11 protein-coding genes and 1 pseudogene are annotated in these 14,883 nt (G+C 37.0%); 3 read left to right on the top strand and 9 right to left on the bottom strand.

All coding sequences use genetic code 11. The features are described 5' to 3' along the window. Window positions 1-434: 434 nt before the first annotated feature. From M0P98_07475 to M0P98_07465, 3 genes are all read right to left on the bottom strand, one after another. A complete protein-coding gene (locus tag M0P98_07475; protein MCK9266696.1) occupies window positions 435-1,460 on the bottom strand; it encodes a TIM barrel protein in 1,026 nt (341 codons plus the stop codon). 88 nt (window positions 1,461-1,548) lie between these two features. Further along, entirely contained in the window at window positions 1,549-2,409 is an 861-nt protein-coding gene (locus tag M0P98_07470; GenBank protein MCK9266695.1) for a sugar phosphate isomerase/epimerase, read from the bottom strand. A gap of 269 nt (window positions 2,410-2,678) precedes the next feature. Then, window positions 2,679-2,873, bottom strand: coding sequence for a hypothetical protein (locus tag M0P98_07465; GenBank protein MCK9266694.1), 195 nt, complete (start codon window positions 2,871-2,873; stop codon window positions 2,679-2,681). A 93-nt stretch (window positions 2,874-2,966) separates the two neighbouring features. On the opposite strand from M0P98_07465, the gene M0P98_07460 reads away from it, so the two are divergent. Further along, a complete protein-coding gene (locus tag M0P98_07460; GenBank protein ID MCK9266693.1) occupies window positions 2,967-4,589 on the top strand; it encodes a M14 family metallopeptidase in 1,623 nt (540 codons plus the stop codon). A gap of 43 nt (window positions 4,590-4,632) precedes the next feature. On the opposite strand, the pseudogene M0P98_07455 reads toward M0P98_07460, so the two are convergent. The 5 genes and pseudogenes from M0P98_07455 to M0P98_07435 form a co-directional block, all read right to left on the bottom strand. Next, a pseudogene (locus M0P98_07455) lies at window positions 4,633-5,655 on the bottom strand (succinylglutamate desuccinylase/aspartoacylase family protein). 41 nt (window positions 5,656-5,696) lie between these two features. Beyond that, the gene (gene mscL, locus M0P98_07450) at window positions 5,697-6,104 is read right to left on the bottom strand and encodes a large-conductance mechanosensitive channel protein MscL (protein ID MCK9266692.1); all 408 of its coding nucleotides are present in this window, start codon (window positions 6,102-6,104) and stop codon (window positions 5,697-5,699) included. Window positions 6,105-6,363: 259 nt separating this feature from the next. Beyond that, window positions 6,364-7,422 (bottom strand): Gfo/Idh/MocA family oxidoreductase, encoded by a 1,059-nt coding sequence (locus M0P98_07445; protein ID MCK9266691.1) that lies wholly within the window; start codon window positions 7,420-7,422, stop codon window positions 6,364-6,366. A 15-nt stretch (window positions 7,423-7,437) separates the two neighbouring features. Beyond that, window positions 7,438-8,115 (bottom strand): cob(I)yrinic acid a,c-diamide adenosyltransferase, encoded by a 678-nt coding sequence (locus tag M0P98_07440; GenBank protein ID MCK9266690.1) that lies wholly within the window; start codon window positions 8,113-8,115, stop codon window positions 7,438-7,440. An 18-nt stretch (window positions 8,116-8,133) separates the two neighbouring features. Beyond that, on the bottom strand, window positions 8,134-9,207 hold the full coding sequence (locus M0P98_07435; GenBank protein ID MCK9266689.1) for a Gfo/Idh/MocA family oxidoreductase: 1,074 nt from the start codon (window positions 9,205-9,207) through the stop codon (window positions 8,134-8,136). 312 nt (window positions 9,208-9,519) lie between these two features. Between M0P98_07435 and M0P98_07430 the strand changes: the two genes are divergently transcribed. Further along, entirely contained in the window at window positions 9,520-10,359 is an 840-nt protein-coding gene (locus M0P98_07430) for a deoxyribonuclease IV (GenBank protein ID MCK9266688.1), read from the top strand. Further along, window positions 10,346-12,796 (top strand): leucine--tRNA ligase, encoded by a 2,451-nt coding sequence (leuS, locus tag M0P98_07425; GenBank protein ID MCK9266687.1) that lies wholly within the window; start codon window positions 10,346-10,348, stop codon window positions 12,794-12,796. The genes M0P98_07430 and leuS overlap by 14 nt, the downstream gene beginning before the upstream one ends. Window positions 12,797-12,828: 32 nt before the next feature. On the opposite strand, the gene M0P98_07420 is transcribed toward leuS, so the two are convergent. Then, window positions 12,829-14,883, bottom strand: a 2,055-nt coding sequence (locus M0P98_07420; GenBank protein ID MCK9266686.1) for a right-handed parallel beta-helix repeat-containing protein, incomplete at its 5' end; no start/stop codon positions are given.

The following is a 14,883-nucleotide window of genomic DNA, read 5'->3' as shown; positions in this document are numbered from 1 at the left end:
TTTCGTTAAAAAAGTATGTGTTTAGGAACGAATTACGAGGTGCTAACCGACGCTTTTTGTCGTTGCGAAGGAACGCTTTGTGTGACTGCGGCAATCCTCGTTTTTATCCTATACACTATTGTTTACCCCCATTCCTTTTCCGCCTACGGCGAGATTGCCACGCCAAAAAACGCCCTCCTACGCCAAGGTATACCTGCCGAAGCTTGTAGTCTAGCGTAGGTTGGCTTTGGCGGATAAAGCTCGCAAGACAAACTACAAAAGACGGAATAGGGGGCTGTTAACAAAAGGTTCAAGCCTTTTGTTCTACTGCTCTGAGCCTGTTAAGCCCTTCGGAGACGTCTTTGCGCAGAAGGGTGAGTTCTCAGAGTGCCCGATTGTGGCGTAGAAGGTGTATGCGCCGTAGTACCAGAGTGAGTAGACATCACATACTTTTTTTATCCTTTTAACAGTAATTCAATTACGTATATTTCAAGGGCTTCATAGTTTCTTTCTGCAACACATTTCTTCTGAAACTCGTAATCAAACTTATCAACCTTTTCTTCCAGCATTTTAACAATTTTAATACTGTTGTCAATATGTCTGTAACAATCTTCAATCCTTTGTGTTCTCATTGCTTTAACATCAAGGCCAATATACTCGCCGTTGCTTCCGTAGTTGTTCTCTTTAAGAACCTTTATCTGGTTGAATGCTTGCCTTAAATTTTCAACACCAAAAGATTTATCTTGGTCAAATTTTATCCCATTCTGGTCGTTTAAGTGGACACTCCAGAGTTTTCCCATTGCAAGTCCGTATGCTATTTCCATTGCTGGGTCAAGTCCTGCAAGGGTTGCGTGTGCAGATTCTAACAATCCACCAACTCTTGAAGGGTCTTTTGTTTGAGAAGATATTCCCATAACGTGTCCCAATGTTGGGCAAAAACTTCTGTCGATAGGTTCGTTTGGTTTGGGTTCTATGAGGACTTTTATTTGGCTATCGTAATCGAGCATTTGGTTTATTGCTTGAATAATTATTTTAACATTTTCTACTGGGTTTTTACTTTCAAAACAGAGTGTCCCTTCACGAGCAAGCCAAAGAACAAGTTTATCGCACCCGAGTTCTTTTGCAATATCTATAGAGCGGTGCGCTCTCCACATAGCGTACTCTCTATCAGACTTAGAGTTAGAGGTGAACCCACCATCAATAGTTTCAGGGGCAAGCCATAGTCGTGGAGCAACAAATTCAGCTGCCATACCTACTTTGTCAAGAAACGCCCTAACTTCACGAGCTTGAGCTTTTATTTCGGTTTCGTTCATTTTAGCTATTTCTGGGACAGCGTCGTCGTCATGAAATTGTACACCTGATAAACCGAGTTCTTTAAACTTGTAAACTTTTTCTTCAAATGTAATAGATTTTCTTACTTCTGGTCCAAAAATATCAGCACCTTCGTGTACGTTCCAAGGTCCAGCTGAGTATCTAAACATAATGCCTCCTTACTTGCCTTTGTTTGTGCAAGATTATGATTTTTACTTCGTAATATTTTATCTTACGAAGAGTTAACTTTAATATAATTTATGAAAAACTTTCTTTAACCAAGTTATCTGTATCTGTTATTAACTGTTTCCAGGATTCCTTGCTGTGAGTATAGTTAGGACCGTAATAGAAAGGGGGTGCTTCAATAGTGGCTGCCCATTTAAATTTTATTTTAACCATACCCTGAAAAATGTTTTTCCAGTTTATTAGACCTTTACCGGGAGCAAGGTGAGAATCTGTGTATCCTGCGTTATCTTGAAGGTGTACTGCTACAAGGCGTTTTGACATTACTTCAAATAATTTTTCAGGTCCTTCTTGACCTAATGAAACGTGTGCATGGCCAGTATCAAGACAGAAACCGCAGTTGGGATGAGAAAATCTTTCAATAAAAAGTTTGAAATGGCTCGGTTTGGAGCCAAACCTGTTGTTATCATCGCCAGGCAACATATTTTCTATTGCTATAACCACGTTTTCTTTTTCTGCAATTTCAAGTAAGACTTCCATACTTTTGCTCATCTGAGAAATGTACCTGTCAACACCTTCTTTATCAACATTATAAGAAGTGGTTGTTGGGTGTAGTATTACTGCCCTGCATCCTAATAAGGAAGCGTTATATATCATTTTACTTTGTATTTGAACTGCTTTTTCCCTGATAGTTTCATATAAGGCACATATATCGCCCTCTAAACCATTGGGAAGGTGGAAAGTTTCTAACCTTAAAGCATTTTTTTGGTATTTATCTTTAATGGCAACAATCTCTTCTTCGGATCTGTTTATAACCCAGCCAACGTTTGCTTCTACTGAAGCAATGTTAGCGTAATGACAAATAGATATGATTTCTTCATGCGTTTTTCCACCGAAATGAGAACCTCTTACAGCCCAACTCCATAATTTTTCCATTCGAGACTCCTATTTTATTACTGTTTTGTGCCTTCAACGTTCCAGTTTACCATCCTGAACTTGTTTCAGGATTTCTAATTTAATCCACTTAACAATAGTAGTAAAAAAAACGAGATTCCGGCTCGAGTACCTCCGAGGAAATTGCTTCGCATATCGTCGCAAAGACGGAATATTCTTTAATAACAATATATTATATTGGGATGTAAAAATCAAGTTTTTTGCAAAAATATTCCTACATTTATAAGATTAAATGTATATGTAAAGAAAAGCTAGCCTGTTAAAATAGCCATACATATTAACCCTAAAGTAAACCCCCAACCAAAAGTGTTTATTGTTGGTAAATATTTTTTGAGAATAAACCCTAAAGATACAAGAATGACGAAAAAAAGTAACCTTAATAGTTTGCCTTTTGTTAAAACAGGCATTGGTACATTACCTACTTTTTTCTTTTTCTTCTTTGCCATAAGTTCTCCTATTTTAAATAACTTTTATATGGTATTATAGCATATAATGTAAAGAAGTTTATATTACAATAAAATATAATTTAGGAGGTTAAAATGCCAAATCTAAAAAAAATACCTAATTTATCTTATGATAGTTTTATGAAGTTTGAAGAGGTAACAAATTTTCTTTATTCTTTAGTAGAAACACGTCCTGACTTATGTAAACTTGGTTCTATTGGAACTTCCAGAGAAGGGAGAAAACTTCATCTGCTTACTGTTACAGATTTTAAAAGCGGCAAACCAGAAGATAAACCAGCTTATCTTATACACGGAAATATACATTCAAACGAGTTAGCGGGTACACACGCTTCTCTCTACACGGCTATGAGGTTAGTTAAAGAGGAGCCAGAACTTCTAAAACGTATAACTTTCTACATTATACCTCGGCTAAATCCAGATGGAGCAGAATTTGCTGTTACTACCCAGGGTAGAGTTAGAAGCAGAATAGATAAAAGTATAAGATTAACAAATAATCTTTATCAACAAGATATTGATGGTAACGGAATGATTTTATCAATGAGGCGAGAACATCCAGATGGAGCGTTAATTAAGGACCCTAAAGATGATAGGTTGATGATTAGAAGAAAATTTAATTCTAAAGGTCCTTTTTATAAAGTATATCCTGAAGGCATAATCCATAATTGGGATGGTAGCGAAAATATAAAAATAGGAGGGCGTTCTTTCGATTGGAATAGAAACTGGTCTTATGACTGGCGTCCTGAGCCAGAACAGTCTGGGTCTGGTGATTTTCCTTTTAGTGAATTAGAAATGAAATGTATTGCAGAATTTATACATAGCAGAAAGAATATTTTTGGTATTCTTGGGTATCACACAGGTCCAGAAGCTGTGTTAAGACCTCCATCTACAGGAAGTGATTCTGATATTAACGAAGAAGATTTAATTATGATGGAAGAACTTGCTCAGATAGGTTCTAAAGAAACAGGGTTTCCAGTAATCCCAGTAATAAAATACCATAAGGTAAATAGGCGTGACAATAATCTTAGAGGCCATTTTCATAATTTTGGGTATCATCATCTTGGGTTGTTTGTATTTGAGTTTGAGTTGGGGGTTCTTACCAATAGTGCTGGAATATCTACAGAGGAACAGTTTAAAGCAGTAAAAGAAGAAGATATTGTAGAGATATCAAGAAAACTTGCTAAATGGATAGATACTCAAAAGAATAAAGAAGAGTTTTTTGTAAATTGGAAAAGATTTGTTCATCCTCAGTTGGGCGAAGTGGAGATTGGAGGATTACGTAGTACTTATGTAGGGAACCCATCTTTAAGCAAATTAGAAGAAATCTCTAAAAGAACATATAGTTTTACTATTAAACATTCGGAGATGCATCCAAATGTTTTAATTGAAGAGATAAAAACAGAATCTGTTGGAGATGGTATTTATAGAATAAGAGCGGCAGTAAGAAATAACGGGGCGTTACCTACCAATATTACTAATAAAGGTAAATCTTTAAAAAGGTTACAAACTGTTCAGGTTGAATTTGTTCTTTCAGAAAAATCAAAACTTCTTTCTTTAACTTCTTTCTATGATTTAGGGCACCTGCCTGGTATTAGCGGTAATAAGGTAGAATGGTTTGTTTCCTCAAAAGGTAAACGGTTAGGTAGTATTCTTTTAAAAGCAGGCACAGGTGGCAACCAGAAGTACGAAATAACTGTATAGTTAAGTGTAAATTATTTAGTCTTCTTTTGGGGGGATTCTATAATTATTGCCAGAGTGTCGCCCTTGCTGCGTAAGGATGCGTATCAGCCAGATCAACATCACAAAACCTTTTGTTATGACCGTATGAATAAAGATATCCGCTGACAGGTGCTTTTATTTTGATAGTTTTAAGTGTTCTGTCGCTAAAGATTACCCCAAGAATACTTCCTTTTTTCACATAGTCGCCATTGGAAAGACCATTCTCTACAAATAGTCCGTTTTCAGGTGCTGTGACAGTAACTTCTTTTGAGTTTTTATCTTTAAATATGACTGTTTCATCGAGCCCTTCAGGTTTGCCTTTGAACATTTCAAGATACTTAGAACAGTTGCCTAACATCCTTACGCCCCTCTCCACTTCTTTTTCTACGATAATATACTGTCCAGAAAATTCCATATCAAAACTGATTCTGCCTGTTGCTTCAAATAGTGTGCTTAGAAGATACGGAGGTTTGGAAAGTCCGGGTTTTTCAGGACTGAGTTTGTTGATATATATCGCAGGAAGTGCGGCTGCTTTTACAAAATCAAGTATTTTTTCATTATCGCTACTAAGACCAGTAGTAATAAGAAAACGCTGCTAACAGTGCATATCTATTAGGTGTGTTGCCTGTTTTACAAGTTTGTTAAACAGAATATTTGTTATCTGTTCTGCCTCGTTTCCTTTTGGGTTTCCAGGCCAAGTGCAGTTTATGTTGTCGCGAAGGTCAAACCTAAAAATTTTCCTTTCTTCGTCCCATATCTCCTTGCCTTTAGGGTGTGCACGGGTTGAAATTATATGAGGCCTTCTGTTCCACAGAGCAAGAGGGTTGGCAAACGGAACAAGAATCATTCGTCCTTTTAAAAGTTTCTTTTCGGCTATGGGGCAGAATCTTCTAAGAACTTCGCTTCCTTGAACTTCGTTGCCGTGTAAGCAAGAAGTTACAAGAAGAGACGGTCCTTTTTTCCCTGAATTTAGTTCCCAGTATGCTATATTAAATTTTGGATAACCTTTTATATTGAACGGTAGGTATTTTGTCTCTGCTTTTACCATTTGTTTTACCTCCCTGCAATATAAACAAAGGTTTGACTTAGCTATTTGTTATTTTTTTTAAGCAAGTCTCTTATTTCTGTAAGTAGAACTTCTTCTTTGCCAGGTGCTGGTGGTTCAACAGGAGCAGGTACTTCTTTCCGTTTTAAAGAATTTAATCCTTTTATAACAACAAATATTGCAAAGGCTACAATTAAAAAATCGACCAGAGTTTGGATAAACTTTCCGTATGAGATAACAACAGCAGGAGTATCGGGAGATGCTTCTTTTATAATTATTGCTAACTCAGTAAAATTCACCCCACCGAGTAAAGCTCCAATGGGAGGCATTATGACATCTCCAACAAAGGAAGATACTATTTTCCCAAAAGCTGCCCCTATTATAATACCTACTGCCATATCTACAACATTACCTTTTACTGCAAATTCTTTGAATTCTTTCATAAAACCCATATTGCTCTCCTTTTTTTGTTTGTTCTACTCTTTTATTGCTATTCTTTTGCTATAGTCTGCATAAAGTCCCCCTCACCCTTTCTTGCCCTACGGCTTCAGTCAGCGGGCTCACCGACTCGCCCTTTGTGCTATACAGTGCTCATTATTCTTCGCACCAGCACTCCTCTCCCCCAAGGGTAGAGGGCAAAAATGGGAAGGTGTATGCGCCGTAGTACCAGAGTGAGTAAATAACACCCCATACTTTTTTCCCCCTGCTTGTTTAACTATTGCTTGTTGCTGAATGATATATGCCTTCAATGATTTCCATTACAGTAAGGAGTTCTTCTCTGCTTGTAAGGGGCATCCTATCGTTTTTGATACAGTCAACAAAATGTTCTATTTCTTCCTGAAAAGGATTCGTTATAGGAACTGTAGGTGTGAAATCTGAAATCACGCCTTCTATTTCGCCATAAATAGTTAATGAGTTTTTCTTTCTTTCACCTGGATTGACTATACGAGCTCCACCTTTTGTTCCTAATATATCTATACTGAAATCAGTTTTTAGATTTCCAGCCCAGCACGCTTCTGCAAAAAGAGTTTCTCCACCTTTAAATTTTATAAACCCTGTCGCAAGTTCTTCAACATCTATGATACCAGTATATTTATCCCCTTTTCTTGTATCAGGTGGGGGCCAGCCGCCGTCGGTGGCTATATCTTTAAATTTGTTGTAAGTTGCGCCTATGACAAATTCTGGTTCTGAAATCCCTGTAAGGTATATCAGTAAATCTATTGCGTGGACCCCTATATCCATAAGAGTTCCGCCACCTGATAAACTCTTGTTTGTGAACCACGAACCGGGGTAAGGTATTCCTCTTCTTCTTACCCAACTTGCTTTTGTATAATAAATCTTTCCCAGATGTCCGTTTTTGATTATTTTTTTTAGTACTTGTGCTTCCCCAGAAAACCTTTTATGCATTGCTCCCATAAACTTCATACCTGTATTACTTGAAACTTTGAATATTTCTTTTAATTCTTTTGAACTAATACATATAGGTTTTTCACATAACACGTGTTTGCCTAACTCCATAGCTTTTACTGATTGAGGGAAGTGAAAAACGCTGGGGGTACAGATACTTATAATATCTAAATCTTCGCTAAGCATTTCATCCCATCTGCTAAATGTTAAAGGTATCTTAAATTTTTCTGAGACGGTCTTCAATTTTTCTTGGTTAGTATCGGATATCGCAACAACTTCAATATCACTATTCTTTTGGTAAGAAGGGATATGAGCATACTGTGCAATTCCACCCGCTCCAATTATTCCAACTTTAAGTTTCATAATAGGTTTTCTTTGTTAAAAATCTATCCCTTTTCGTGCTTTAATGTCGGGGAAAGGATGTTTGATTTTTTTTAGTTCAGTTATTAGGTCGGCAACTTCTGTTAGTTTGTCTGTAATGTCTCTGCCAGTAATAATTAGTTCAGTTGTACGATTTTTGTTCTGAATAAAATCTAAAAGTTCGTTCTCGCTTAAAAAGCCATCTCTTAAAGCAACAAGTATCTCATCAAGAATTATTATGTCGTAAGAATTCTTTTCTATAATACTTAAAGTTTTTTTCCAAACATTTTTAAAATCGGCTTTAAATCTTTTAATTTCTTCTTTAGTTATATATTCAGACTGATAATAGTGTGAAGCAAAGGTGTAAAAATGTATATTTTTTAGTTCCCTTAAAACTTTTATTTCAGAAGAGAACGGTCTTTTAAAGAACTGAAAAAAACCAGTTTTTAACCCTGCCCCCGAAGCCCTAAGGGTAAGACCTATTACTGTGCAAGTTTTACCTTTCCCGTCTCCTGTATAAATCTGTATCAACCCTTTGCTGAGTTTATATTGCTCAAGAAGAGGTTCTGTCTCTTTTGTATAGGTACGCTGTCTTGATGTAGAAAACTCTTTTTTCCCAGCCTTTTTTGGAGTTTCTTTTTTTGTAGACGGTTTGTACCTATCACTTTTTTTAAAAAAATCTTTTTTGTTTTTCACTTTTCCTCTTTAATTGTTTTAGTACATAATAGGTTTACCTGACTCAGCAGATCTGTATATGCCGTCTATTATACGGGTAACGGTAAGGATTTCATCTTTTTTTGTTCCTGTGTCAACATCTTCTCTTACACATTTAAGAAAATGGTTAATCTCTTCATCAAATGCTTTGGTTGGAGGGATTGTTGGGATTGTATCTGATAAAACTTCTTCAATTTCACCAAATATTTTAATAGGGTTTTTGGCGTTTTCGGGGTCTGGTAATTGGGCTCCAGCTTTTGTGCCTAAAATACTTATTTTTGTACCCGTTTCACAATTGCCCGCCCAACTTGTTTCAACAAAAAGAGTTGCTCCATTTGCAAATTTAACAAAACCAGAAGAAAGGTCTTCTACATTTACTTCTTCAATAAATTTGTTCCCTATTCTTGTATCAAGTGGTGGCCAACCGCCGTCGGTGGTTGAATCAAAAAATTTAGAGTAGGTGGTACCAAAAACTGTTACTGGGTTAAAAATACCTGTTAGGTAGATTAAGAAATCGATGATATGAACACCTAAGTCCATCATTGGTCCACCACCTGCGAGTCTTTTATTTGTGAACCAAGTGTTGAGTCCTGGAATACCTCTTCTTCTCATATAACTGGCTTTCATATAATAAATTTCGCCAAAATGTCCGTTCTCTATAAGTTTTTTCATTATCTGAGCCTCGCCAGAGTACCGTTTTGGCATAGCGCCCATAAATTTCATTTTTGTTTTTTCCGATGTATTGAAAACATCTTCAACTTCTTGCTCTGTTAGGCATAAAGGTTTTTCACAAAGAACGTGTTTACCTGCTTCCATAGCTTTGATAGACTGTATGGAATGGAAAATGTTGGGGGTGCAGATACTAACGGCATCAATATCTTCGTTGAGCATATCTTCCCAGTTTGTGAAAGTTTTTGGAATATCAAATTTTTGAGACGCATATTTTAGTTTCTCTACGTTTGTGTCTGCTATTGATGTTATTTCAACGTTTTCTGCCTTTTTATAAGTTGGGATATGCGCATATTGAGCTATCCCTCCTGCTCCAATAATCCCTATTTTTATTTTTCTTTTCATTTAGTTCTCCAAAGTTTTAAAAAAAGTTTTGTAAAATCCAACCCCTTGTGTTTGTCTTACGAGGAGTGCTATTTGCCATGCTAAGAAATCCTCGCAATGCAATCTTTCCTTACTTGCCTCTACCCTTGGGGGAGAGGGCAAAGACGGGAGGTATTCCTTTTCTTTGCTCTTGACTAAGGCGAAAGTATGACATTTGCCCCCAAAGTTACCACCTTCATCAGCATAACTCGTAAAGACGAACTGGGGAATTAAAGTTTTATTTTACATTATCATTAAATAATATTAAACTAAATAAATAAAAAGTCAAAGAAAATGAAAATAGGCGCACATATTTTTTTAGGTAAAAAACTTAATTCAGTATTGGAAACTACCCTTCTACTTAACTGTGATTGTTGTCAGATTTTTCTTCATAACCCCAGAGGGTGGAACAGAAAAAGTAGAGACGATGAAGAGTTGGTAGAGTTTAAAAAAGACTCAGAAACCAAAAAAGTGTTTCCTATTGCTGTGCATATGCCCTACCTTGTCAATTTTGCTACACCTGATAAAACTATAATACACAAGTCTTGTAAGGTTCTTGAAGTAGAACTTGAGGAATGTGAAAAGATGGGGGTTGCTTACTATGTTATCCATCCAGGGAGTCATAAAGGTATGGGGATTAACTATGGGGTTGCTTCTGTTGCAGATAATCTTAAAAATTTTGTAGGAGGAAATGTTAAAATTCTCCTTGAAAATACTGCCGGACAAGGAGATTCTGTTGGTAGTAAATGGAATGAGTTGGGAGAGATTCTTGATAAACTAAACGGTAAAGCGGGAGTCTGTTTTGACACAGCGCACGCTTTTGAATCAGGGTACGATTTGGCTACTGAAGGGTTTGTTGAAAACCTAAAAAGCGAAATTGAAAAATCTTTTGGTTTAAGGTATATTTTAATGGTTCACGCAAATGATTCTCTGACCTCAAAAGGTTCCAGGTCAGATAGGCATCAGCATATAGGAGAAGGACATATTGGTTTAAAAGGTTTTGAAAATCTTATTAAAGATGATTATTTTGGAACACTACCTTATATTATAGAAACTCCAAAAGATACCCCTGCTGATGATATTAGGAACTTAAAAATATTGAGAAAATTGGGAGAGAAGTATGGAAAAATATAGGTTTAAGGAGATAGAAGAAAAATGGCAAGCAAGGTGGGAAGAGACAGGAATTGATAGAGCTACATTTCTTAAAGATAAGAAGAAATTCTACGTTTTAGAAATGTTTCCATATACTTCTGCTCAAATGCATATGGGGCACGTAAGAAACTATACCATTGGAGATGTTTTAGCCAGATTTATGAAGATGAAACAGTATAACATCCTTCATCCGATAGGGTACGATGCTTTTGGTATGCCTGCTGAAAATGCCGCTATAAAACAGAATGTTCATCCGAAGGATTGGACATATAAAAATATAGAAACTATCAGTAGCCAACTTAAAAGATTGGGTATATCATACTGTTGGGAAAGGCAGGTTGTAACTTGCGCACCAGAATATTATAGATGGAACCAATTTTTCTTTCTGCAGTTATATAAATATGGGCTTATCTATAAAAAACTTTCACCTGCAAACTGGTGTTCTTCGTGTCAGACAGTCCTTGCTAACGAACAGGTAGTAGATGGTGGGTGTTGGAGATGTAATTCTCCTGTCGAGCAGAAAGAGTTTCCTCAATGGTTTATTAAAATAACCGATTACGCAGAAAAACTTCTCGATTTTTCTGGTATTTCTAACTGGCCTGAACGGGTAATTCTTATGCAGAAAAACTGGATAGGTAGGAGCGAGGGCGCTGAAATATCTTTTAATGTTCCTGCGTTAAATAAGAATCTTCCAGTCTATACCACCAGAGCAGATACGCTTTTTGGGGCAACCTATATGGTTATTTCTCCTCGCCACCCTATTGTTAAAGAGATTCTTTCAATAAGTCCTGTGAAAGACTCTGTTGAGGTTTTTTTGAAAAAAGTCTTGAACCAGAATATTACTGCAGAGATTACAGCAAAAATGGAAAAAGAGGGTGTTGATACTGGAATAAAAGCGGTTAACCCTGTGAATAACCAAGAGATACCTATATGGATAGGTAACTATGTTCTTATGGAGTACGGCACAGGAGCGATTATGGCTGTACCTGCCCACGACCAGAGAGATTTTGAGTTTGCACATAAATATAAACTTCCTGTAAGGTTTGTTATAAAAAACCCTGAATGGAGTGATGGTACTGAAAGCCAAGATTATGCTTATGAGGGTGAAGGAGTTATGATTAACTCTGCCCAATTTAACGGGCTCCATAATAGAGAATGTATTAAAGAGATTACTAAAAGTCTTGAATCTGAAGGACGTGGAAAGAAGACCATAAATTATAGCCTTAGGGATTGGTGTATATCAAGACAAAGGTATTGGGGGACGCCTATTCCAATAATATATTGCGATAAATGTGGGATTGTTCCTGTTCCGGAGGAAGAACTTCCTATAACCCTACCCTACAATGTTGAGTTTACTGGTACGGGAGAATCACCTCTTAAAAAAATAAAAGAGTTTGTTGAATGTAAATGTCCTGTCTGTAAAGAGAACGCTAAACGTGAAACAGATACAATGGATACTTTTATGGACTCTTCTTGGTATTTTTTGAGATACGCTTCAGAGGTTTATGAAGATAAGGCTTTTGATAGGGAAGAGGTTGACTATTGGATGCCTGTTGACCAGTATATAGGAGGTATAGAGCACGCAATACTCCACCTTCTTTATAGCAGGTTTTTTGTTAAAGCGCTTAAAGATATGGGGTATGTTTCTTTCTCAGAACCTTTTAAGAATCTACTGTGTCAAGGAATGATTATTAAAGATGGGTCGAAAATGTCAAAATCTAAGGGTAATGTTGTTGACCCAAGAGAAATCATAAATAAATATGGTGCTGATACGTTAAGACTTTTTATTCTTTTTGCTGCACCTCCGGAACTTGACCTTGAATGGGCTGAAACAGGTATTGAAGGAGCGTGGAGGTTTGTTAATAGGGTATGGGGTTTTAATGAAAGAATACTCAAATATCAAAATACTGGCAGTAATGATGATGATGATAACCATTTGATAAAAATTATAAACAGAGTTGTTAAAGGAGTTACAGAAGATATTGAACGTGAATTCCAGTTTAATACTGCGATAGCAAAAATGATGGAGTTTATCAACGAGTTGAGCAAAATACTTGAAGCTGGTAAAGTTTCAAAAGGAAAACTTGTTTCTGCGTGGCTGGATTTCATTAAAATACTTGCTCCTTTTACGCCTCATTTTGCAGAAGAACTATGGAACAAACACCTAAAAGAGACCTCTATTACTGTTGAGGAGTGGCCAAAATGGAGTGAAGAGTTGATATTGGATAAAGAAGTTATGGTGGTTGTTCAGGTGAACGGAAAAGTTAGAGGTAAAATTAAAGTTTCTTATGGAGCAACAGAGGCAGACGTTTTACGTGGTGTTATGAAAGATACTACCTTTTTAAAGTGGATTGAGGGCAAAACAATAAAAAGACAGATATATATACAGAACAAAATACTTAACCTTATCGTTGCTTAAAGGGCGCACTTATTTGAAAGTTAGACCTTCGTTTATTCGGAAAACTTTATAGAGCCAGCGTTGTCTATGCGCCACAATGAGCTACCAGTTGCTACCCAGCAGACCCACCCTTCTCTTTTGGGTCCTCCGATATTGAATTTCAGCGAACTGATATCCTTAACTGACATAGAAAGAACTGAAAATGGTATCTTCCATTCTGCTGTCCAGTGATAGGTTTTTGGATCTATTATTTTGGTCTTATATTCTATGTTTTTTTGAATCAATTCTGCCGATTCTAAAGGCATCCCATAAAGGTCGTGTATTTTGAAATTACCGTCTGAGTGTCCACTAAATGTGTAAAGAGGACCTATCGGCATATCTTTTTCCCACCAGGGTGTGTTTTTACCAAAAATACCTTCTATTGTGATTTCGTTTAAAGAAGAAGATAACTCTTTTTTAAGGCCTTCTTTCCATGGGTCAGGGCAGTTCTCTATTCCTAAATAAAGGTAATTATCGTCAAACAAGAGCCACGCGTAACTTCTTGCTCCTTCCTTTATTTTGCCTGTTATATGATTTTCTTCTATGAGCATGGCTTTACCTTTATCAAGTTGTAGCCATTCAGTGTTATCAAGGTTGCCGTCTATCGTTATGGGAGACGTTCTTCTCTTTACTTGATATTCGCGAGCTTCGCTAATTCTTTTTAATGGTGGGAATCTACGTGTCATAGGGTCGGTATCCTGTTGGTCGAGTCTGTTTAGGGTTTTATCGGCTTGGTAGTATTTACCTGCAGGAGCTTTTTCTACTGGCCAGCTAGCACGCAGTTGGTCTTTGTATAATCCCATATTTTCAAAATACACAGGTTCAACCCCGCTTATTCCAAATACAGGTGAGCCTGGCCTAAGTCTGAAATCCATATTTTGTGCATCTACAAACAATGGGTCACCTTGGTCCCAGTTATTTTTAATAATACTATTTTTTGCGTTTATAGATAGAGGAATTTGTAGAAAAAAGCCCTTGCTATTTATATTCCTTTCTATTATGTTTTTTTCAGTTTTCCCGAGGGGTAACGTATCTTCAAACACTTGTACTGCTTGTGGATACCTGTAATTCCAAGGGGGTTGTTTGTAATTGACCTCTTTAAAAAGTTGTTCAACCGTGGGTAAAAGTCTGTGTAGCCCTGTATGGCTAAGGTGTAACCTTCTCCCCATAAGAATACCCTGCGCATTGTCTATAAAGAAATTGTTTTCAATGCGGGCATCTGGTCCGTGGGTAAATATAGCAGGAGCGTTACGGTAAAATATATTGCCTTCCATAGTCATAGCTCCGTTGACTCCGTCTATGGTAATACCTGCGGCAAGACTTGGCCTGGTGGGAGAAGAATGTGAAGTTATATGATGGATAAAATTGTAACGCATCACATTACCTCTGCCTCTTAAATATGCTTGTCTATTGTGATTGTATATGGCGCCACCATCTTGGCCTTCATACATAGTATCGTAAACTTCGTTATATTCAATAATATTGTCATTTTCGCTGAATGCTATTCCAATGTAAGGGGAATCATACACCACATTGTGTGAAGCTCTGTTACCGATTCCTTCTTGCATTGAAATTCCAAATTTTTCTCCCCCAAAACTAAACCTGTTAAACCTGTATATATGGTTATTCTCAACATAATGGCCTCCTGGGATAAGTTTTTCTACATCCCCACCGTTTAGTTTAACTCCTCCCTCTCCGGTATCATATATATCGCAACCTACTATACCATGAAACCATCCTTTATTAATGTGTATTCCCATAATTCCTGTGTTTCGTACGGTGCAGCCGGCTATAAGGTTGTTTCTTCCACCTGCCATTTCTAATGCGCTATCCCATGTACCTTCCAGCGTTAGCCCGTAAAGAAGAAGGTTTGAGGTATCTTTAATATTGATAATGGGAGAGTTGAGCGTGGATACAATCATTTCGCTTCCTTCTATTTTGTCCGGCGGGTAAAAGTAGAGATTGCCAGTATCTCTGTCTATATAAAACTCTCCAGGAACTGACAGTTCGGAAAGGATATTATAAAAATAATATGGGGTGTCTCTTACTACTGGCGCAAATCGAACAAG

The sequence above is a fragment of the bacterium genome (genome assembly GCA_023230585.1).
GTDB lineage: Bacteria > Ratteibacteria > UBA8468 > B48-G9 > JAFGKM01 > JALNXB01.
The sequence above is the reverse complement of the archived record's forward strand: the minus strand, read 5'-3'. Positions and strand labels throughout refer to the sequence as shown.